Origin of the sequence: Streptomyces sp. NPDC059256, from assembly GCF_042753785.1 — a bacterium.
In the GTDB taxonomy this organism is placed as follows: domain Bacteria; phylum Actinomycetota; class Actinomycetes; order Streptomycetales; family Streptomycetaceae; genus Streptomyces.
Genome location: NZ_JBHYZO010000024.1, coordinates 39,709 through 60,505, shown reverse-complemented (window position 1 = coordinate 60,505; position 20,797 = coordinate 39,709). Strand labels below are relative to the sequence as shown.

Here is a 20,797-nt window from a genome sequence, read left to right as displayed (position 1 = left end):
CCTTTCGCGGATCAGTCGGTGACGGGCACGGGCGGGGCCGCGAAGCGGTGGCCCCAGGTGCTCGGCGACTCGTAGTGGTTGACGGTCCAGTCCCGGTCGTCGATGACGCGCCCGTTCCATCCGTACTCGATGTCGAATCCGGAGGGAGTGCGCACATAGAAGGAGGTCATCCGGTCGTTGGAGTGCTCCCCGAGCGAGATCGGCACCGGGGCGTCCATCCGGTGTACGGCGTCCAGCGCGTGGCCGACGGCCTCCAGCGTGGTGACCTCCAGCATCAGATGGCCGAGCCCCGACACCGGGGCGTCCGGCAGCGCGGCGAACGCGACCGAGTGGTGGCGGGGGTTGCAGTGGAGGAAGTGGGCGGACTGCGGCCCGAACGCGATGGTGTCGGAGAGCCGGAACCCGAGGTGGCGGAGGTAGAAGTCGGCGGCCCGCTCGGCGTCCTCGGCCAGCAGGAAGGTGTGTCCGATCCCGATCTCCCCGTACGGGGTCCGTCCGGCGACGAAGGTGACACCACGCGGGGAGACGAAGCCCTCCTTCTCGACGGTCGCCCCCCAGTACGCCTCGACGCCGTTGCCCGTACCGTCGTGGAATGCGATCAGCCGGCGGACGCGCCGCCGCTCCGCCAGGGCCGGGTCCTCGCGTACCTCCACACCGCCCGAACGCAGCGCCTCTGCGAGGGCGTCCAGGGTCTGGGCCGACCTGACCTCCAGTCCGAGCGCGACGAGCGAGCCCGGACCTGCCGGTTCGCCGGCCTCGACGGCCAGCCGCCAGGCGCGCTCGTCGTTCCTGAAGAAGAGGGTGTCGGGGTCCGGGGAGTGGCCCGGCTGAAGCCCGAGTACCTCCGTGCCGAACTGCCGCCAGGGCTCCAGCGGGCCCCGTACGACGACATAACCCAGGGCGCTGACCATGCTCATGTTCCTGTCCTTTGCTCGGTGGGACCGCCGCGGTCGTGGGACATTCAGATCAGTCCGGCGAGGAACGAGCGGGCCAGGGCCTCGAAGCGGTCGGCCTGCTCTATCTGCGCCCAGTGCCCGCAGTGCGGGACCAGGTGCATCCGGGCGTTGGGGATCCTGCGCGCGTACCACTCGCTCCCTTCGGGCGGGACGATCACGTCCTCCCGCCCGTGCACGAGCAGTACGTCGTTGGGGATGCGACGGAGGGCGATCTCGGGCAGTCCGATGCCGCCGGGCGCCATCGCGAACGTCTGCCGGTGGGAGCGCTCCACCTGCGGCCGTACCGCCATCGCGAGCCGTTCATCGGCGATGGCCCCGAGCCGGTCGCCGAACAGCCCGGGGTCGTGGAGCATGTACGAGATCAGCTCGGCCATCGCACGGGGGGTGGGGTCGTCGTAGAAGGTGATCAGCTTCATCAGCGCGGGGGTCGGCGCACCCGTGTTGCCGGCGCCCGCGGCCCCCATGCAGACGACCTTGCCGAACCGCTCGGGCGCGCGGGCCGCCAGGTGCAGCGCGAGGGCGCCCCCCAGTGAGTTGCCCACGAGATGGACGCGGTCCAGGCCGAGTTCGTCGAGCAGCCCGAGGACCGCTTCGGTGTTCTGGCGGATACGGGAGCCGGGCGGAGTGTGCTCCGGGTGGCTGGAGTCGCCCCAGCCGACCAGGTCGGGGACCAGGCAGTCGTAGGTGTCGGCGAAGGACTCCACGGTGCCGCCGAAGTTGGACATGCCGGTGGCGCCGGGGCCCGAACCGTGCAGGAAGAGCACGGCTTCCGCGTTGCCCTCACCCGCCCGATCGAGCCGGAGGGAGAATTTCCCCACCGTGACATCGGATGTGACGGTCGTCGTGCTCATATGTCTCGCTCCCTGTGATCGGATCTCCTCTGGGCCGGGCGGAACGCGCCCGCGGATGTTCCGTTCGCGATTCCGGACGCCGTGCCCCGGCCTCCGCGATCGCGGCCGGGCTCCTTCCAGGCGGCGCCCCGGAGGGCCCGGCGGCCCGTGCGGTGGGTGCGACAGCGATGTACGCGGTGTGGAGCGTCAACACCGTCGCCTTCACCGACCGGCAGTCTCGGCCCGCTGCTTCCCCATGGCCGGGAATCGTTCCGGTGGCCGGAACGCCATCGCGCCCGCGACCGAAGCACCGAAGGCACCGGGGTCCCCCGCGGCTCCGGACCCGTGCCGAGACCTCGATGCGCGGCGGAGGGGATCGGCGGGCGGGCAGGGCGGAGAACAGGCCGGGGGCCCGGGGTCCGACCGCGGCGATCCGTCCCGATGGCCGGGACGGTCCCGCCCCCGCGGGGGCGGGCGGTGCCTACGGTGCCGCCATGCCGAGCCACTTGGACCCACCACCCGCCCGTGCCGGACGTCCGCTGTTCGCGCTCTGCTTCGCCGGTGTCGTCGCGGGGGCCGTGCCCGCCGTGGTCATACCGGTGTTGCCCGACATCTCGGAGCAGCTCGGGGTCTCCGCGGGCACCGCCAACTGGGCGGTGACGGCCGGGCTGTTGACCTCGGCGATCACCGTCCCCGTGCTGGGCCGGATCGCCGACCTCCGCGGCGGCCGGGGCGTACTGCTGTGGTGCCTGTCAGTGCTCACCGCCGGCGCCGTGCTGTCCGCGCTCGCCCCGTCGGTCTGGCTGTTCCTGCTCGGCAGAGCCCTCCAGGGCACGGCGGGGGCCGTGTTCCCGCTGGCGGTGACGGTGCTGCATCAGGAGACGACCGGGCACCGCCGCACCTCGGCCGTGGCGCTGGTGTCGGGGACGCTCGCCGTGGGCGGGGGCACCGGTCCGGTGGCCGCCGGGCTGCTGAACAGCGCGCGTCCCGGCTACCAGACGCTGTTCTGGTGCTGCGCCGCGGTGAGCGCGCTCGCGGTGCTCCTGGTGGTGTTCCTGGTGCCGCGGCGGGAGGCGTTCGGCGGCGGGCGGGTGGACATCGCGGGTGCCGCCCTGCTGGGCGCGGGCCTGCTGCTGGTACTGCTGCCGCTGTCGCTAGGCGCGAGCGCGGGCTGGACGTCACCCCTGGTCGTCGGCGCCTTCGCAGCCGCCGCGGCCGTACTGGGGGCCTTCGTCCGGGTTGAGCGGCGGCACCCCGATCCGCTGCTGGACATGGAACTGGTGCGCCGTCGGCCGATCATGGTAGCCAACCTGCTGTCGGCGCTGGTCGGGGCCGTCATGATCGTCGCGACACTCGGACTGACGCACCTGGTGCGCGGCGAGCCCAGGGAGGCGGGCTACGGGTTCGGCGCCTCGGCGCTGACCACCGCGGTGGTCTATCTGCTGCCGAGTACGGTCGCCTCCATGATCGCCGCGCCGGTCGGCGGGCGGCTGGTCATCCGCTTCGGCAGCCGCTTCACCCTGGTTGCCGCCGCTCTCGCGGGCACCGGCGGGTTCACAGCGCTCACCTTCGCCCATGACCGGCCGTACCAGGTGGCGGTGGCGGGCATCGCGCTCGGCGTGATGGTCAGTCTCGGTTACGCCGCCCTCCCGGCGGTGCTGGCCGGGGCCGTACCGGCGGCTCGGACAGGCACGGCCAACAGCGCGAACGCGCTGGCCCGCTGGATCGGCGGCGCGGTGGCGGGCAGCCTCGTGGCGGTGGTGTTGGCCGCCTTCACCACGGGCGACGGGCCGCCGCACGAGAACGCGGTCGTCGTGCTCTTCGGGGCGGGGGCGCTGGCGGCCGTCGCGGTTGGGCTGCTGGCCCGTTTCGGGCTGTCCGCCCCGGCCGCCGGTACGGATGCCGGTGGGGCCGGTACGGACGTCACCGACGCGGAATCCCGGCTATCGGCGGACCGGCGTTGACAGTTCGGCGGCGTTCTCGGCGATGACCGCCAGGACGAGCTGGCGCAGTCGGCGCAGGCCGGTCCGAAGATGGTCGCCCTCGTCGTCGGTGAAGACGACGAGCCCGGCGGTGAACGACAGGGTCAGCTCCGCGAGTTCCTTCGCGAGCCCCGTCGGGTCGGGCACACCGCAGCTCCGGGCGACCGGCATGATGGCGGCGGCCAGCACGGCCCGCACCCGGTCGTTGGCCTCCCGTACCAGGGGCTCGATCTGCCCGTCGTTGTGCTCCTGGAGCCGCAGCAGGTACATCAGCCGCATGAGCCGGACCCGGTCGGAGATGACGTCCACAGCCCCGTCGTAGTAGGCGCCCAGGCGCTCCAGGGGCTCCCCCGGCAGCTCACCCGGTACCGGCATGGCGTCGAAGAACTCGGCGGAGGCGCGTTCGACGACGGCCGACAGCAACCCGAACTTGTTGGTGAAGTGGTGGTAGATCGAACCGACCGGGAAGCCGGACTCCCGGCAGACCTGGCTGATGGTGACATCCGCGTAGCCCCGGGTGCTGAACAGCGTCTCGGCCGCGTCCAGGATCCGGTCCCTGTTGGACCTGCTCGTATCCATACCGGTCAGCCTACTCACCGGTGGTGAGCAGATGGACGGCCGAGCTGGACAGCAGCGAGCGGGAGATCGCCCCGGCTGTCTGCCGGAGCGCGTTGACGAGGACCCGGCCGCTGCCAGCCGAGGCGGCGAAGCCGACCGACACGGCCGCGACGGCGCGGTCCTGGAACAGCACCGGGACCGCCACGCACGCCAGCCCCTGGACCGCCTCCTCCCGGTCCACCGCGAAACCGTCGGTCCTGACGGCGGCCAACTGGCCACGGACCCGGGCCGGAGACGTCATGGAGTGTGCCGTACGCCGCTCCAGCGGCCCGGCCAGCGCTCGTGCCACCACCCGTTCGTCCGAGAACGCCAGCACGGCCTTGCCAATGGCGGTGCAGTGCGCGGGCAGACGCCCGCCGACCACGGCGGGGGACGGGACGCATCTGCGGCTGCGCAGCTTCTCCAGATAGACCGCGTTCCCGTCCCGCACGATCGCAAGGTGCAGGGTCTGCCCGGTCACGCGGTGCAGCTCCTCCAGATGCACCAGCGCGGCGTCCCGCAGGGCGACCTCCGGCGGCATGGCTCCGAGCGTGAACATCCGCAGGCCCATGCGGTAGCCGTCGCTGTGCTGTTCCACGGCCCCGACCTCGACCAGCATGGCGAGCACGCGGTGCGCCGTGGACTTCGGCAGCCCGCTGCGCCGCACGATCTGCGCCAGCGTCAGCACTCGTCGGCCATGGCTGAACACTTCCAGTACGCGGAACGCCTTCCACAGCACCGAGGGCGCCGGGGCGGTCGCGGGCTCACCGAGGAGTGCCGTCTCCGGGGGAGGTTGTCCGATCATGCCGGCTCCTCATCGTCGTCGTGTGAGGTCGGTGGGGCTGCGGTCTAGAGGAGTACGGAACCTAGAATAGACGCTCTAGAATTGAAATTCCAGAGACGGTGGCGCCGTGGTGGAGTCGCGTCAACCGGATGATTCGCCTGATTCCGACACCGCCCACCCGGCTACCCGTCCCGTCCTCCGCACTGCCGCACCAAGCACCCCGCCGGCCGGATCCGGGTACGGCCCCCGCCACGCTCCTCGACCCGGCGAAAGGGATAACGGTGCTTCCCTCCCGGTCCCGGAGCCAAAGGGTGTGCGCCCGGGGCAATGCGGTGGCGAGGTGAGTGGGTGAGGGCGCGGACCTGGCGTGGGTGCCGGGTCCGCGCCCTCGGTTTGGCGGGGGTGTGGGTCAGGGGGTCAGCCCTTGCCTCCCTTGCCGCCCTTGCCCTTGCCGGGCTCGCCGCGCTTGTTGGTGATCTCGATCTCAAGGCCGTCGGAGGCGTTGTCGACGGTGAGCGTGTACGGGCCGAAGACCCGGTCGTCGGGCAGGACGTAGCCCTCGGGGACCGCGGTCTCCAGAAGGTAGTACTGGCCGACGGGTAGGTCGGTGAAGACGCACTCACCGTTGGTGTCGGTGGCGCAGCCGTTGCCGATCTCGGTGTCGGGGTTGGTACCGGTGGTCTGGAGGCCAGTGACGTTGTTGGTCTCGCGCCAGAGTTCGAAGACCGCGCCGGCCAGGGGACGGCCGTTCTTGGCGTCCTTCTTGTGGAGGGTGATCTTGCCGTTGGTCGGAGTACGGGTGTCGCGGGCGGTTACGGTCACGCCCTGCGAGGCGTTCGCCTCCGTGAGGACCAGCGGCCCGAACACGGGGTTGGCAGGGAGGTCGTAACCCGCGGGTGCGGCGGTCTCACGCCAGTAGTAGGTGCCCGTCTCCACCGTGCGGGTGCAGGTGCCGTTGGCTGGCGTGGTGCAGGTGCCGTTGACGCGGGTGTCGGGGTTGGTACCGGTGGTCTGGAGGCCGGCGACGTTGTTGGTCTCCTCCCACAACTCGAACACCGCACCCGCGAGCGGGTCGCCGGTGCTGTCGTCGACCTTCACCACGGTGACGTCACCGGTGACCGGCGTGGGGGTCTTGGTGTTGCGTGCCGTGACGGTGATGCCGTCGGAGGCGTTGACCTGGGTCAGCGGGAGCGGGCCGAAGACCGGGTCGGCCGGAAGGTCGTAGCCGGCCGGTGCGGCGGTCTCACGCCAGTAGTAGGTGCCCGTCTCCACGGTGCGGGTGCACTGCCCGTTGGCCCCGGTGGTGCAGGAGCCGTTGACACGAGTGTCAGGGTTGGTACCGCCCGTCTGGAGTCCGAGGACTCCGTTGGTCTCCTCCCACAACTCGAACACCGCACCCGCGAGCGGGTCGCCGCTGTCGGCGTCGACCTTCACCACCGTCACATCACCGGTCACCGGCGTGGGCGGGGTCTTGATGTCGCGGGCGGTTGCGGTCACACCCTGCGAGGCGTTCGCCTCCGTGAGGACCAGCGGCCCGAAGACCGGGTTGGCAGGGAGGTTGAAACCCGGCGGTGCAATGGTCTCACGCCAGTAGTAAGTGCCCGTCTCCACCGTGCGGGTGCATTCACCTTGGGTGTCGGTCAGACAGGGCGTTCCGATGCGGGTGTCGGGGTTGGCGCCGGTGGTCTGGAGCCCGGTGATGTTGTTGGTCTCCTCCCACAGTTGGAAGACCGCGCCGGCCAGCTTCGCACCTGTCTCGTCGTCCACCTTCACCACAGTCACGTCACCAGTGACCGGCGTGGGCGGGGTCGCCGTGTCGTCCGCGGTGACCGTGACACCCTGCGAGGCGTTGGCGGCGGTCAGCACGAGGGGTCCGAAGACCGGATCGGCGGGGAGTTGGTAGCCGGCGGGGGCCTCGGTCTCGCGCCAGTAGTAGGTGCCCGTCTCCACGGTCGCGGTGCAGGTGCCGTTGGTTCCGGTGGTGCAGGGCAGACCGATCTGGGTGTCGGGGTCGTTGCCGCCCGTCTGGAGCCCGGGGGTGCCGTTGCTCTCCTGCCACAGCTGGAAGGTCGCCCCCGCGAGAGGGGCACCGGTCTCGTCGTCCTGCTTGACCACGGTGACCGCACCGGTGATCGGCGGCGTCACCCCGGTGGTGTTGGTGAACGTCACCGGCGCCGCCCGGTAAGCACCGCCATTGGAGTCGTTGAGCGTGGCACCGCCGCCCGCGAAGAACCCGCCGACCTCGGTGGCCGCGATCAGTCCGCGGTCGTACTCCTGGAGGTAGGGCCAGGCCAGCAGCGCGTCCTTGAGGGCCTGCGTGACGGGGATATAGGTCACCGACTGCGCGACGCCGTTCTGCGACGTCGACTGGAGCCGGTACCCGGCCGCCCACTCCGCCGGGGTGATGTACTCGTACGCGGTCAACTGCCAGCCCGCGAGCGGGTCCGTGTTGTAGGCGGTGCCGTCGGTACCGGTCTGGGAGGATAGATCGCGGTGCAGCACACTCCGCCGACCCCGCCCACCGAACCGCCGAGGTTCTTGTTGGTGAACAGGATCGTCCGACCTGCCACCGAACCGGCCGAGCCAGGGGCCAGTTCCTTGATGGCCGTCATGGAGAAGTGCTTGGTGATGGTGGTCACCGTGACGGTGCCGCCCGCGTCCACGGTGATCGGCAGGATCTTGCCGTTGCCGAGGTAGCCACCCCGGCCGCCGGAGAAGTAGGCCCGCTCACCGGACGCAGTGACGTACAGCCCCGAATCATTGAAGTGCGACCCGGCGGGGAACCCGCCGCCGATCCAGTACCCCAGTGACCAGTCCGGACCGATGCCGAACTGGGTCAGGTCCCGGTACCCCAGCAGATTCCCGTTGGAGTCGTAGTCCCGCTCGTACTGAACCACGTAGTAGGTGTGGGTGGAGTCCACCGTGACATCGGTGCACGAACCCCCGTCCACCTCATACAACTGACCGCCGACCAACTCCGGGCTCGACGGGTCCAGGAGCCCGTCGGGGGTGTCCAGGTTCGCAGCCACCTGCCGCTGGCTCGGCACCCCCGGCATCCCGGCGAAGATCTCGTCGACGAACTCCCCCGGCGACACCCCCGCGTCATAGACCGCCATATACGTCGTGTGCCCCGGCGGAAGCGGCTGCTCCGTGCTGACATCCCCCGTCGAGAACGGCCCTCCGTCCACACTCCGGTCCGCGCACAACTGCAGCGTCGCCGCAGCTCGCGCCACACGCTCCTCCGCCTGCGCCGGTACCACACCCCCCGCAAGCGTCAGAGGCAACACCGCCGCACACACACCGACCAGGAGGCCACGCCACCCCCGACCCGGCCTACGATGACGGCCGCGACTACCGTGCCCGGCCGCATTCTTCAACGCGGCGCTCTCGCCGCTCTCTGTCTGCATGATCCCGCATCCCACCGCCCAGGCCGGGTCCCTGGATTCGACCCGCCCACACCCATCGGTGGGCACCACCCGTCCGCCCCATGCGGACAACCCGTATAGCCCCCACCTCGAAGTAACTCGCAGCGCACTCCTGGTTCGTAGACGAATCCGGTGAGCACGGTGTCCGCAGAGACTCGGCCGGACGCGCTCAGCTGACAGTGGGGGGAGTCGTGCAGGAGGAAGCTGTCGGGGTGTTCCGGCCAGGGCATGCTGTCGAGGTGGCCGGTGGTGAGGTAGTCGCGACTGATGCATGGGAACAGCGGTCTGGGCGCCACACCTCCGGTGGCAATGAGAGGGAGCTCCCTGGCCGCGGCGAAGATCAGGTCCGGGCTCCTACCTCGACATCGCTCGGAAGGCCGACCTTGGCCAGCGGGATGCTCGACGGTCTGGCCAGGTCCCTCAAGGCATGTGAGTGACCGCCAGCGGCGCGCCGCTGACCGGGTGAAGTGCGGCGGATCCGAGGTGAAAGGCGCGGTCACAGTGCCTAGGCCGGTGCAGTATCCGGTCAAGATCACATTATCCGACAAGGTGGACGGCGAACTCTCTCGCCACTGCCTCCCCCTGCCTCCCCTCATCGGTTGGCAAGCAACCAGAAGGAGTCTCCGTGTCGTTGAGAAGACGCATCTCGCTGGCCGTCGCGGTCGGTGCAGTGGCCTCGCTGCCCCTGACCGCCACATCAGCAGCGGCTGCCGATCTAGACGCCCCCAATGCCCGCGCGGCTGCCAAGGTCAGCGCTGCCGGCACTCTCCTGTCGGGCAAGAACGTCGTGTCGTCCCAGCGTGTCGCAAAGGGACGCTACTGCGTCAAAGTGAACAGCACCGTCTCCCTGAGAAACGCGGTGGTCCTGGCAACGCCCAACAGCGGTAGACAGACCACCATCGACGTCCGCCGCGCGCCGACCGGCACCTGCGGCTTCGACGCCAGGTCGATCACGGTCTACACGTACAACGCCGGCTACTACGCCAACACGTGGTTCACCGTCGCCGTGCTCTAGCTTTCCCCTCTGCCCGGCGACACCATGTCGCCGGGCAGACGAGTCCCGGTGCGCACGCATCGGCGATGCACATCACGCGAAGCCACAACGTCGGGCGACTCTGCCAGATACCGATCATGCGGGGCGCCGCTGACAGCGACACGAGCGCAGGGGAAGGGCTTCACGGCCCCCACAGGTCGGCCCGCGCCTCGGGGCTCCGGATGGGACTCCTCGGTCGGCAGTCGGCCCGTTCGGCCGAGGTCACAGACGCTCGACGGAGGAGCCGGCCGGTGCGACGCCGCGGGTGTCGAGCACATAGGGGGCCTCGGCCACCACCTTGCCGAGATCGAACTCGGGGTGGGCGGTGAGGATGAGCACGGCGTCGTAGTCGCCGGCGGGATCCATCTCCCCGAGGACCCCGGGCTCGGTCGCCGCCGCACGCGGATCGACGACGGTGACGACGGCCCCCTTGGCGCGCAGAATGTCGATGGCGACGCGGGCGGGGCTCTGCCGCACGTCGGCGCTGCCAGGTTTGTAGGACAGGCCGAGCGCGGCGATCGTCGAGCCCTTGAGCGGCTTTCCGCGGGCATTGAGGCCGTCCTGAAGGCGCCGCACCACATAGGCCGGTTGCTGCTCGTTGATGTCCTGGGCAAGCTCGACGAAGCGGAACGACTCGCCCAGCGTCGTTCTGACGTGATGGCTGAGGTAGACGGGGTCGACAGGCAGGCAGTGACCTCCCACCCCGGGGCCGGGGGTGAACTTCATGTAACCGAAGGGCTTGGTCTCCGCCAGCCGTAGCGCGTCCCACAAGTCGATGCCGAGGGTGTGGGCGAAGCGGGCCAGCTCGTTGACCAGGGCGATGTTGACGTGTCGGAAGGTGTTCTCCAGGATCTTCGCCAGTTCCGCGCTCTCCAGGGTTCCCGCTTCGTGAACCGTCGCGGTGACCGTCTGATAGAAGGCGCGGACGCGTGCGACACAGGCCGGTGTCAGACCGGAGATCACCTTGGGCGTGTTGGTGAAGGTCCACTCCCGGTTACCGGGGTCGATCCGTTCGGGGCTGTACCCGACATGGAAGTCCTCACCCGCGGTGAGTCCGGACTCCTCCTCCAGGAGGGGGATGAGGACGTTGCGCGTGGTGCCGGGGTGGGTGGTGGACTCCAGGACCACGGTCTGGTCCTGACCGTGGATCAGTCCGCCCGCCAGCAGGGAGCCCGCTTCGCGGACATGGCCGAGGTCCGGCATTCCGTCTCTCAGCGGTGTCGGCACGGCGATGACCGCAACGTCCCATCCGGGGTGGAGCGCCGCCATGTCGGATACAGGGAGGTAGCGTCCGCTGGCGAGCGCGGTCCTCAGTTGCCGGCACGGAACGTCCTCCACATAGGAGTCCGCTTCCCTCAGCCGCCGGTAGCGCTCGCGGTCGGGTTCGTAAGCGACGACCCAGTGCCCCGCCTGCACCGCGGCCATGGCCAGGGGTAGCCCCACGTACCCCTGGCCCGCGACCAGGACGCGCAGGGCTCGGCTTTCGGCATCCGGGACTGACGATGCATCAGCAATGTTCGTCAGGGCCGACGGACGACTTACGCACTCCTGAACCATGGCCCACACATGACCACAAATGGTGCAGTATCGGCAAGCTTCTCGGGTGTGGCGAGCGCAGGGACCACTTCCGCTCTTCACCAACGGGCTTCATCCGCCAGGAAACGGGAACAGCTCGGCGGCAGGGTTGGCGAACATTGCGCGCCGAAGGCCAGGATGAGCGTGCGGGGAAATGCAGCACTGCCGAGATCGGTCCGGTCCCGTCCGAGGCCGGACGCCCATCCCGGGCGATGAAGAGGTGGCAACCACCAGGGCTCCGTGCAGCTCGGCGATACACCTGGTTGATACGGCAGCGGAGACGCAGTGGCTCTTCAACTGTTGTAATCACTCTGCTCAGGGGTACCCGGCCGCGCGTGCTGCAAGGCGGTGCTACACCGCTGCGCCACGCGTAACCCAGCCCATCCTGCGCGTCTGCGTCGCCGCGTAGTACATCGCCGGTCGGATCACCAACATTTGATAGACCAACAGCACCGGAGTGAAGAACAACCAAACCACCAACCGCGACCGGAACGGCATCTCCGGCCGTTCGAGATACAGCGAGGTCTGCATGTACAGGAGCACCAACCAGTACGCGATCATCTGCCAGTACACCTGGCCGCCCAACAGTGGAATGGCTACGAGCACATAACCCACGATCAGTGGATACAGCGCCACCAGTGTCAGATTCCAGCACCGCAGCGCAAGTGGCCAACCGGTGAAGTTCCTGATTTCCCACGGCAGATACCGCATGTATCCCTTGAACCAACGGGTCCGCTGTGTAAAGGCCCCGCGGTAGGTGGACGGCATCTCGAATTGCACCACGGCTTCATCAACAGCCACCACCTGGCCACGCTGCAACGAGTAGTGGGACAGCCTTCGATCGTCACCGAAGGTGCCCTCCGTCAGATAGTCCTCGGAGTTGTCCCAGAGGATGCCCGCCCGGTAGATCGCGAACGCACCCGACGTGGGCACCACCGCACCGATCGAGGACCGGGCTCGGCGCATCACCATGTTGCTGAGGTTGATCTCCAGGTCCTGCACCCGTGTCCAGATCGACGCGGTGCGGTTGAGCACGAGGCAAGAAGCACTGGTCGCAGCCTGCACCACTGGATCGGACATGGCGCGGAGCAACTGTTCGATCCCGTCCGGTGCGACGACGCTATCGCTGTCCACGGTCACGACGAAGTCCGCCCACTCGGCAGCGTCAACATGCGCCAACCCGGCCATCTGAGCGCCCCTCTTGCCGGTGTTGCCCTGCCGCATCCACACCACGCCCGCCAGGTCGAGAGGCTCGACCGGCGTATCGGATCCGTCATCCACGACGATGATCCGCTCTGGTGGTCTCGTCTGTGACACCAATGACCGGACGCACGCATGGAGCAGGTCGGGCCGCTCGTTGTAGGCCGGTACGACGACCACGACCCGTCCGTCGGCGACCGGTTGATGGGCGAACGAGCGCCGCCGCGCCGAGGAACCGAGCATCCACATCAGCGTCGCCGCAACGGCGATGTAGAACAACCCGGTGACGTCCCAGGTCGTGTTCCCCACCTGCCAGTGGAAGGCGATGATCAGGGCGGCCGTCAGGATGACAACCGCCCACGCACACGCTTTACGCGCTCTCACGTCGCCGCCAGTACCGGATCACGAGGATGCCGATCACGACCACCAGCAGGCCGATGCCGATGAGCCAGGACAGCCCCACCGTCACTCCTCCGATGGTGATGGCCAGCCCGGTCCTGGGCAGTGCGTCGTCATACATGCCGTACACCCCTCGGCGCGCACACATCTGACGTCACATCAGGCAACGCAGCTGTGTACTGAAAGACGGTGGGTGAAGACGGAATCTGCTCGGTTGGGTGATCTTCTGGTCTCACAAAACCACAATGCCCCTTATAATCCGCACATATCGCATTCTGCGAAGTCATATCAGCCAGATAGCCCTGAATCGCCGGTACTCCCTGTCCCCCATTCCTGGGCCTAGTCTGGGCGGCAGGGACGCGCGTGGTACCGCGGGTCCACTGCGGGTACCGCATGACCCGCCGGACAGCCTTCGACGAGGTGTATCCGTACATCGGCGTCACCGGTGACGAAGGAAGTCAGTCACCTCCCGCGGTTGCTGCGTAGCCTCCGGCCCTGTGGCAGTGGGGCTGCTGGGGACGTACGGTCCGCAATCAGCAGGTGCATCCCCGCACCCGGCTGCACCTCACTGGCAAAATGATGCCCATGACCTTCCTGGACCCGGCCGCGCGTCACCTTCGCCGTGAACCTGTTGCTCGACCCCAGGATCTGAGTTACACCGATTCACCGATCAAGCAGGCAGCGAGTCTGGAAGCATTGTGTTCGCCTGTGTGACCGACCTCTGACAGAGGCCCCGGAGTACCTTTTCGTCACCTCACACGGCACGACATCAAGGAGCGTTTATCGTGTTGTCCGAGGCAGCCCCGGCGACTGACCCCGACGGGTGGGATGCTGCTCTGGTCAGTACCTTCGAGATACTGCTCGACGGCCGACCGGTCATCGACCCCGTTGCCAGATACGGGGTGTACTACGCCCCCTTCGACGAGTTTCTGTTCCCCAATCACTGGGCCACCCCAGAGGCGATGACGTCCGCGGAACCGCGACACCTACCGGATCCGGACGGTGAGTACCCCTTCTCCCCTTGGACGTGGCGGTTCGACCTGAGCGAGTCGCTGTTCCACTTCGACGCCGACCTGGTGGCAGGGGCGGGGCCGTGGGGCGAGGGCGGACACAAGAGCCCCCGGCCATTCGACGACGCCTTCGTCGCCGATCTGCGGAGCGTCGCGTCGGCCAATGACGACAGTCATGTACTGGTGCTCGGCGCGCAGCTGGGGCCACTCCTGAGCCGCCATGGGGTCAGCCTGACCGACGAGAAGTCGAGGGAACTGAACTGTTGGCTGGGCGTGCTGCTGCGTGTCGCCACCGATGGCACCCTCGCCGATGCGATGCGGGCAGCCACGTTCACCGAGCGTGGCCCAGAACATCTCGTGTCAGTGAAGGACATGAGACACACCCCCTCCGTCGAAGAGTTGTGGGACATAAGACTGAGCGCTGTCACTCACCCCGCGCTCCAGGAGCATCTCCGCATGCTCTGCGTCACCGAGAATCACGCGCGTTCCGAGGGTGGTCACTACGTCGGTACCGGCTACTGGCCGGGCCCCGATGTCTTGGAAGCGGTTGGCTGTTCACTCGTTGCGGGCTGGCTGTTCGGCGAGTCCGAGACCAGTACTGCCGTCGTGCGATTGCCGGACTGAACGCGGGATCATCCACGACGACGGGTGCTTCCCGCGCAGGCGGGGGTGGACCGGTTCGGGACGTTCCGATTGATCCCGGGCGCAGCACTTCCCGCGCCTCGAACAGCCCTTGTACATCCCCTTGTACATCCCCGTCCTTGACCTCCGCCGAGCGAGGCATCGCCGCGGTCACGTCGCCTCCCTGTTGAACAGTCTCAGCCCCGATACCGTGCCGACATCGACATCGACATCGACATCAGATTGCCCAGCTTGTCGAACATCATGGTGCACCGGCAGTAGGCACCGACGTCGATGCCGGCCCCTCCCAGCCGCCGCATCCTCACGGTGCCCACGTCTTCTTCCGAGGCCATAGGTGCTTGTGTGCTGCTCTGTCCGGGCCGCCTGTGTGGCTGTGCCCGGGACAGAGCAGGCATGTCAGATCGGTCGGCCGGTTCAGCCGCTGTAGGGAGCGGTGACGTCCAGGACCCAGGTGATGCCGAATCGGTCGATGAGCATGCCGTACAGCGGTGCCCACTGCGCGGGCTCCAGCGGACTCACGATGGTCGAGCCCTCGGCGAGCTTGCCCCACAGGGCGCTGATCTCGTCGGCTTCATCGCCACGCACGGAGACGAAGAACGGGTTCTCGCCCTGGTTCCAGGGCAGCTGTGAGGGCACGTCGTAGGCCATGATGTGGAAGCCGTTGTCGCCGGCCACCTCGCCCCACATCACCCAGTCCGCCTCGCTCTCGTTCCGTACGGCGCCCGCGTCCTTGTAGGTGACCGCGACAGTACGTCCGCCGAAGACGGACTGGTAGAAGTCCAGCGCCTCACGTGCGGTGCCCCTGAAGTTCAGGTGTGTGGTGGTCGTGACGGACATGACCTGCTCCTTGCTCGATGTGATGAATACACCGCCGACCGTCCCCGCTCCAGCGGCGGCTGCCGTGACCAGGGGCGATGCCTCCCGAACGGCTCGTATGCCACGATGGCAAAGGTAGAGGACAGGTTGTGTCCGGTACTCCAGGGAACATGGGTGCTATGCATAAGACATCTGCCCGGCTGCTCGCGCTGCTCTCGCTTCTGCAAACGCCCCGTGACTGGTCCGGCGATGATCTCGCCGAGCGTCTCGGCATCACCTCGCGCACGGTGCGCCGCGACATCGACCGCCTGCGCGAACTCGACTACCCGATCAAGACCCTCAAAGGACCGGCCGGCGGCTACCGCCTGGAGGCCGGCACTCACCTGCCGCCCATGCTGTTCGACGACAACCAGGCCGTCGCCCTGGCCATCGCGCTACAGTCCGCGACCGCCGGCACCAACGTCGCCGAAGACGCCACCCGCGCGCTGGCCACCCTCCGCCAGGTCATGCCACCCCGCCTGCGCCACCGCATCGACCTCTTGCACATCACCGCCGTCCAACCCCCCGCGGCCGACGACACCCCCCAGACCGACGCCCAGGTCCTGATGGACCTGAGCCGCGCCATCCACGCCCATGAGGAACTGCGCTTCGACTACACACCGGGTCCCAACACCTCGGCCGATGACGTCCGCCGCGTACAACCCCACCACCTGATCACCTGGCGCCATCGCTGGTACCTCGTGGCCTGGGACCTCCACCGCGAGGACTGGCGCACCTTCCGCGCCGACCGCATCCACCCCCGCACACCCACCGGCCCCCGCTTCACCCCCCGTGACCTCCCCGGCGACACCGTCTCCACCTTCATCACCAGCCGATTCCGCGGTAACGACGGCACCACCACCGACTGGCCCTGCCAAGGCGAAGTCATCCTCCGCCTCCCGGCCGCCGATGTCGCGCCCTTCGCCCAGGACGGAATCGTCGAGGAACTCGGCCCCCACCACTGCCGCCTCATCCTCGGCTCCTGGTCATGGACCGGCCTCGCCGCCGCCATCGGCCGCTTCGACACTGATATCGAAGTCATCGGCCCACCCCAACTGGCCACCGCATTCGGGGACCTCGCCGTCCGCTACGCCCACGCCGCCCGCACCACAGGACCTCAGACCGGCCCGGCGCGGTGAGAACAGAACTCACCACGCCACTCAAACCCTCCGAACCTCCGGCGCCGACCCAACTCCCGGTCAGAGCGGCCGGCAATGGGTGGTGCCGGCATGGGCTGGCTGGTGATCGCCCGTCGCTGGCGATCACAGGGTGGCGGCTTCCTCTGTCAGGAGTGCCACGTCGGGGTGGGTGCTGTAGGGGCGCAGTACCTGGCGCATGGTGGTGAGGGAGTCGGTGGCGCGGGTTGAGCGCAGGCCCGGGTAGTCGATGAGGAAACGTTTCCAGGTGGTGAGGGACTCTTCGAGGTTGCCCTGGAGTAGTTGTGATTCGGCCAGGAGTGCTGTGGTCAGTGCCCTGGCGCGGCGTGCCTGTGGGGCGCGGGCGCGCAGGGAGGCGCTGTAGGCGCGGGCGGCTGCCGGGTGGTCTTTGAGTGCGGTCAGGGTCCGGGCGCGTTGGTAGTGCAGGGCTGCGGTCGGGTAACTGTCGAAGGGGTCGGTGAGGTTCTGGTCCGCGTGGCTGTGGAGGATTTCCGCGTTGTGCAGGGCGAGGAGGGCGCGGGGGCGGTTGTTGGCTCGTGCGTGGGCCAGGGCGAGCTGGGACTGGGTGAAGGACTGGGCCAAAGGTGAGGAGTAGTGGGTCGCGGTGGCGGCTGCTTGTTCGGTCAGGGCGAGGGCGGGCTGCCGGTGGCCAAGGTCCAGGGCGTGGGCGGCGAGGGCTCTGAGGGCGATGGTGTAGGTGTGGGGGTCTTCGGCTTCGGCGGCCAGGTGGGCGGCTGTGCGGTGGTAGTGCTGGGCCAGCGCGTTGTCGTTGTCGTCGGCGCACATGTTGCCCAGGAGGATGGTGAGTTGGGCGGTGTGGGTGAGGAGTTGTCGGTGTACGTGTTCAGTGGCGCTTGAGAGGAGCCAGGGGGTGACGTCATCGGCGAGGTAGGTGGTGAGCGCGGTGCGGGCGTGTCCGCCGCCGAAGCTGCTGGTGGAGGCCGCGAAGACGGCGGTCATGCTTTGGAGCGCTTCCACTTCCGCGCGGCCCACTCGGCGTCCGGCCATGACGCCGGCGCGGCGGGTCACGGTCCGTGAGAGGAGGTCTTCCCAGTTGGGGACTACCAGCGCTGCGAGGCTGTAGACATCCACGCGCAGGGGTTCTCTCCTGCGGGGGTCGAGTTGGCTGTGGGTGAGCTTGGCCAGATGGTGCACGGGGTCTGCCTTCCAGGACCAGTCCGGTATACGGGCAGGAGCTCGGGTCAGACCGGCGTCGGCGGCGGTCAGAGGTCTGCCCAGGCGCTGGGAAAGCGCCTCCAGGATGTAGGCGGGCGCAGGCGGACGGGGATAGGCTCCGGCGAGCCAGCGCGTCGCTGTCGAGCGGTTCACGGTCAGGTCGTGACCGCGTTCGGAGGCGACCGAGGAGACGGCGTGCGCAAGCAAGGTCGCGTTCCATCCCGCCTCCAGGAGAAGTTGCCCAAGCCGGGCGTTCGGTTGCTGAGAGGACATCGCTTCCCCGTTCTCAGCCCTAGCCAAAGATGATCCGACAGAGCGTCTTTCACAAGGGCGCATAGACGCAGCACGCGCAGCACATTCGCGCCCCAAGACCCCTACATAGGCTGAACTTCGGCGGATGTACTGCAAGGGAGGTACCCGCCTGGATCGGTCACGCAATCCCGGCGCACCACCGTGGGTGGTAGCTGCTTGTCGCGCGGTCCTCCTCGGTAGTGGAGAACTGCCGGTGCCGATCCCCCGTGCTGAACGCGAGTGGACGGACATGTCGAGGTGTTCTGTGTCCTGGTACGCCGCCGCCCCGGCATCGGCGCTGCCCGCCGGTCGGATGCTGGTTGCGGACATCCTGCGACGTCCCGACGGGCAAGTTCTGTCCTGTTCTGCCGCGCCGATGGTCGAGGGGCGCTCAGCGCGGCGGGGCACCAGGTGGTCACGGGTACGGTCCATCTACCGGAGGAAGGACCGGGCAGTGATCTCCGGGCCGCCGTCGCACACACATCCGCAAGCGCTCACCAGAGCGAACAGGCCCTGGCCTCGCACTTGCCGTGCGGGCGAAGTCGCACAGGAGTGCGGTCACGGGCGGCCGGAAACGGCAGGTGCCAGGGACCTACCCCGCCGCTGATCCGGCGAATCGGTCCCGACAGGGCGGGCCGGCGCAGCAGTGGGTCCCCGGTTCACGAAGCCGGGGACCCACTGGACAATTGGCTACTCCACCGCCGCGCCGGCCCGCTCTGACTTCCAGTCCCCCGTGCTGTGGTGGACGAGACCCGTCACATCCCGGGTGAACCCAGGCATGAGATCGACCTATCCGGGTCGACCTTCATATAGGCGAGAAGCCTGGCTAGCCGCGCCGACAGGACGCAGACGACGTTCCGCAGCCACCGGTGGGCGATGTGCTGCTTGCGCCGCACGGGCACCTCGTCACCTCCCGATCCCATCAGCACCTCGCCCAGGGACTCCGGGAGATCCGCCATCGCTCCATCGGTGACCCGGTGCTCCCCCGGTCCGTCAACGCGCCCGCTCTGGAGGCGGGGCGCTCCGGCCCGACGATCTTGGGCGCGCCGCCAGGGGCCGAACACACGCGGTATCAGGACTATTTCGCCGATATGGCTGGAGCCGAGGGTGGCCGGTATAGCTGGAGTTGAGAGTGAACGAGGAGGGTAGGGGGCCGTCGGTCCGGGTCCGGCAGCCGGCCCAGGTGGGCCCTGGTGGGCCCTGGTGGGCCCTGGTGTGTCACGGACACGGTGACCGGTTCGCGAGACGGCGGCCGTACAGAAGAGAAGTACCGCCGTCAGATCCTGCCGCCTGTGAGGCGGGTCAACGGGCCGCGTTGACCCAAGGCCGTCCTGCGGCCCAGTGCGTAGCAGCAGCCGAGCGCCGCGAGCGAGATGACGGAGACTCCGCCGCTCAGCCCCTTCCGGGCTCCGATGGCAGACCACACCGCCCCCGCAGGTCCGACGGCACCGCGCAGGGTGTGCAAGGCCAGTTGTGTCTTCTGTGCGAGGGGAGCGGGTACCAGGGCCAGCGACCCCTGAACCTCGTCCGTGGTCTCGGCCGCCTTCTCCGTTGTGGCGGCGGAACGAGAAGAGCGGCGAGTCTGGTTGGAGCTGGTCTTCTGAGAAGCAGTCATGGTGATCGTGTGGCCGCCTTTCACAAGGTCAAACCTGTGCAACCGGAGCTTGCGGAGGGGGCCGAGGTCGACATTGAGGTCCTGGGGGTCCAGCCGGAGGCGGTATCGGGTCCAGCCCGTCGATGGTTCGCCGCCCCTGGGCGCAGTAGACAAAGAAGTCACAAAACACCCCGAACCACCCGTACAGCGTGCCGTGCCGGAGGGCGCGAGCCGTCGGGCCAAACGGGCGGGTCAACGGCTGGCCGGACCCCCTGGGACCACATCCCGGCCGCACATGCCGCCGCGGTGGAGCGGGAGGCGTACGTGGTGTGGGTGCTGGAGCAGTTGCACCGGGCTCTGAGCATCAGCGAGAAGCGACCAGCGCAACCGGGCGGGTGCGTGGTAGTTCAGTACCCCGCGGACAGTACTTCTCCGGGATCTGCGGGACTTGAGGACCTTCGGTCAGGGGCCGGATGCGCCCGCCCGGCCGGTCAGGCTTCGCTCTCCCGAACCGCCGCCCCACGCTTTCCGCACGCCGCAATCCCCACAGGATCTGGTCGCCGCAGTCTTCGCCGACGCGGGATGGGAGATACCGCGCATGGTCAACGCCCTGCGCAACGCGAACGACCTGTTCTTCGACAAGGTCGGCCAGATCCGCATGCCCCACTGGTCCAACGGCAGGGTCGCACTGGTGGGCGATGCCGCATACGCCCCCTCTTTCCTCACCGGACAGGGCACCAGCCTCGCGCTCGTCGGCGCGTACATGCTCGCCAACTCCCTAGCCGACCAGGGCCACGCCTCAGGCTTCGCCGCCTACGAACACCACACCCGCGAGTTCGTCACCCTGAACCAGGACCAAGTGGACAAGGGCGACGCCACACTCTTCCCCACCACCCTCCAGGCCCTGAAACAGCGCAATGAACTCCTGCGCAACCTCAACGCCACACCCCCCGAGAAAGGCCAACCGGCCCACTCAGCCCTCACACTGCCCACCTTCACCTGAGCATGGAACAGCGAGCGACGCAGCCGATAGCTGTTCCGGCAACCGATAGGACCGAGGCACGGAACGGAGCCGTCAGCAGACCGGTCTCCGCCTCGGAGATCCCAACGGTCGGGATGCGCAGCGGCGGGCGGTGGGAACCGTCGGGTTCCTCACCCACACCGCACCCGACTTAGACGGCTGCCGGGGAACCCGCCCCCGGCCGCACGCGCCACTCACCACGGGATACACCCCGCGCGCGGCAGGCTCCGCACCAACGCCCTCGCCCTCGTCAGTGAAGCCGACGAGGGC

The 20,797-nt window shown here is 68.5% G+C and carries 18 protein-coding genes and 1 pseudogene; 5 read left to right on the top strand and 14 right to left on the bottom strand.

What is annotated here, in order from left to right:
- Window positions 1-11: 11 nt before the first annotated feature.
- Together ACFXJL_RS30485 and ACFXJL_RS30480 are read right to left on the bottom strand one after the other, a co-directional pair.
- Complete coding sequence (locus tag ACFXJL_RS30485; protein ID WP_384697694.1) at window positions 12-917, bottom strand: VOC family protein; 906 nt, start codon at window positions 915-917, stop codon at window positions 12-14.
- Window positions 918-961: 44 nt separating this feature from the next.
- On the bottom strand, window positions 962-1,807 hold the full coding sequence (locus ACFXJL_RS30480) for an alpha/beta hydrolase (protein WP_358882012.1): 846 nt from the start codon (window positions 1,805-1,807) through the stop codon (window positions 962-964).
- A 473-nt stretch (window positions 1,808-2,280) separates the two neighbouring features.
- Between ACFXJL_RS30480 and ACFXJL_RS30475 the strand changes: the two genes are divergently transcribed.
- Window positions 2,281-3,750, top strand: a complete 1,470-nt coding sequence (locus ACFXJL_RS30475; protein WP_384697690.1) for an MFS transporter — start codon at window positions 2,281-2,283, stop codon at window positions 3,748-3,750.
- On the opposite strand, the gene ACFXJL_RS30470 is transcribed toward ACFXJL_RS30475, so the two are convergent.
- The 4 genes from ACFXJL_RS30470 to ACFXJL_RS30455 form a co-directional block, all read right to left on the bottom strand.
- Window positions 3,730-4,347 (bottom strand): TetR/AcrR family transcriptional regulator, encoded by a 618-nt coding sequence (locus tag ACFXJL_RS30470; protein ID WP_384644706.1) that lies wholly within the window; start codon window positions 4,345-4,347, stop codon window positions 3,730-3,732. The genes ACFXJL_RS30475 and ACFXJL_RS30470 overlap by 21 nt on opposite strands.
- A 10-nt stretch (window positions 4,348-4,357) precedes the next feature.
- Complete coding sequence (locus tag ACFXJL_RS30465; protein ID WP_358882009.1) at window positions 4,358-5,170, bottom strand: IclR family transcriptional regulator; 813 nt, start codon at window positions 5,168-5,170, stop codon at window positions 4,358-4,360.
- 396 nt (window positions 5,171-5,566) lie between these two features.
- Entirely contained in the window at window positions 5,567-7,651 is a 2,085-nt protein-coding gene (locus tag ACFXJL_RS30460) for a SpaA isopeptide-forming pilin-related protein (protein ID WP_384697687.1), read from the bottom strand.
- Window positions 7,570-8,265: a hypothetical protein gene (locus ACFXJL_RS30455; RefSeq protein WP_384697684.1), complete on the bottom strand. Its 696-nt coding sequence runs from the start codon at window positions 8,263-8,265 to the stop codon at window positions 7,570-7,572. Before ACFXJL_RS30455 ends, ACFXJL_RS30460 begins: the two co-directional genes overlap by 82 nt.
- 934 nt (window positions 8,266-9,199) lie before the next feature.
- On the opposite strand from ACFXJL_RS30455, the gene ACFXJL_RS30450 reads away from it, so the two are divergent.
- Window positions 9,200-9,589, top strand: coding sequence for a hypothetical protein (locus tag ACFXJL_RS30450; protein WP_358882007.1), 390 nt, complete (start codon window positions 9,200-9,202; stop codon window positions 9,587-9,589).
- A gap of 240 nt (window positions 9,590-9,829) precedes the next feature.
- Here the strand turns inward: ACFXJL_RS30450 and ACFXJL_RS30445 are convergent, their stop codons facing one another.
- The 3 genes from ACFXJL_RS30445 to ACFXJL_RS30435 form a co-directional block, all read right to left on the bottom strand.
- Window positions 9,830-11,080 carry a nucleotide sugar dehydrogenase gene (locus ACFXJL_RS30445; protein WP_384697784.1) on the bottom strand — a complete coding sequence of 417 codons (1,251 nt, stop codon included), beginning with the start codon at window positions 11,078-11,080 and terminating at the stop codon, window positions 9,830-9,832.
- 453 nt (window positions 11,081-11,533) lie between these two features.
- A complete protein-coding gene (locus ACFXJL_RS30440; protein WP_384697680.1) occupies window positions 11,534-12,766 on the bottom strand; it encodes a glycosyltransferase in 1,233 nt (410 codons plus the stop codon).
- The gene (locus ACFXJL_RS30435) at window positions 12,753-12,902 is read right to left on the bottom strand and encodes a hypothetical protein (protein WP_384643607.1); all 150 of its coding nucleotides are present in this window, start codon (window positions 12,900-12,902) and stop codon (window positions 12,753-12,755) included. The genes ACFXJL_RS30440 and ACFXJL_RS30435 overlap by 14 nt, the downstream gene beginning before the upstream one ends.
- A gap of 664 nt (window positions 12,903-13,566) precedes the next feature.
- Between ACFXJL_RS30435 and ACFXJL_RS30430 the strand changes: the two genes are divergently transcribed.
- Window positions 13,567-14,415, top strand: a complete 849-nt coding sequence (locus tag ACFXJL_RS30430) for a hypothetical protein (protein ID WP_384697677.1) — start codon at window positions 13,567-13,569, stop codon at window positions 14,413-14,415.
- A gap of 194 nt (window positions 14,416-14,609) precedes the next feature.
- Here ACFXJL_RS30430 and ACFXJL_RS30425 read toward each other — a convergent pair whose 3' ends face one another.
- A complete protein-coding gene (locus ACFXJL_RS30425; protein WP_384697674.1) occupies window positions 14,610-14,765 on the bottom strand; it encodes a hypothetical protein in 156 nt (51 codons plus the stop codon).
- Window positions 14,766-14,847: 82 nt separating this feature from the next.
- Entirely contained in the window at window positions 14,848-15,270 is a 423-nt protein-coding gene (locus ACFXJL_RS30420) for a VOC family protein (protein WP_384697671.1), read from the bottom strand.
- Window positions 15,271-15,428: 158 nt separating this feature from the next.
- Here ACFXJL_RS30420 and ACFXJL_RS30415 point away from each other — a divergent pair, with 158 nt between their 5' ends.
- On the top strand, window positions 15,429-16,427 hold the full coding sequence (locus ACFXJL_RS30415; RefSeq protein ID WP_384697668.1) for a helix-turn-helix transcriptional regulator: 999 nt from the start codon (window positions 15,429-15,431) through the stop codon (window positions 16,425-16,427).
- A 123-nt stretch (window positions 16,428-16,550) separates the two neighbouring features.
- Here the strand turns inward: ACFXJL_RS30415 and ACFXJL_RS30410 are convergent, their stop codons facing one another.
- The 3 genes from ACFXJL_RS30410 to ACFXJL_RS30400 all read right to left on the bottom strand — a co-directional run bounded on the left by ACFXJL_RS30410 (window position 16,551) and on the right by ACFXJL_RS30400 (window position 19,527).
- On the bottom strand, window positions 16,551-17,894 hold the full coding sequence (locus ACFXJL_RS30410) for a hypothetical protein (RefSeq protein ID WP_384697666.1): 1,344 nt from the start codon (window positions 17,892-17,894) through the stop codon (window positions 16,551-16,553).
- Between the two features lie 773 nt (window positions 17,895-18,667).
- Window positions 18,668-18,871, bottom strand: coding sequence for a hypothetical protein (locus ACFXJL_RS30405; RefSeq protein ID WP_384697663.1), 204 nt, complete (start codon window positions 18,869-18,871; stop codon window positions 18,668-18,670).
- Between the two features lie 317 nt (window positions 18,872-19,188).
- Window positions 19,189-19,527 carry a hypothetical protein gene (locus ACFXJL_RS30400; RefSeq protein ID WP_358881659.1) on the bottom strand — a complete coding sequence of 113 codons (339 nt, stop codon included), beginning with the start codon at window positions 19,525-19,527 and terminating at the stop codon, window positions 19,189-19,191.
- Between the two features lie 484 nt (window positions 19,528-20,011).
- Between ACFXJL_RS30400 and ACFXJL_RS30395 the strand changes: the two are divergent.
- Window positions 20,012-20,509: pseudogene (locus tag ACFXJL_RS30395) on the top strand (FAD-dependent monooxygenase); the annotation flags it as partial.
- Window positions 20,510-20,797 lie beyond the last annotated feature (288 nt).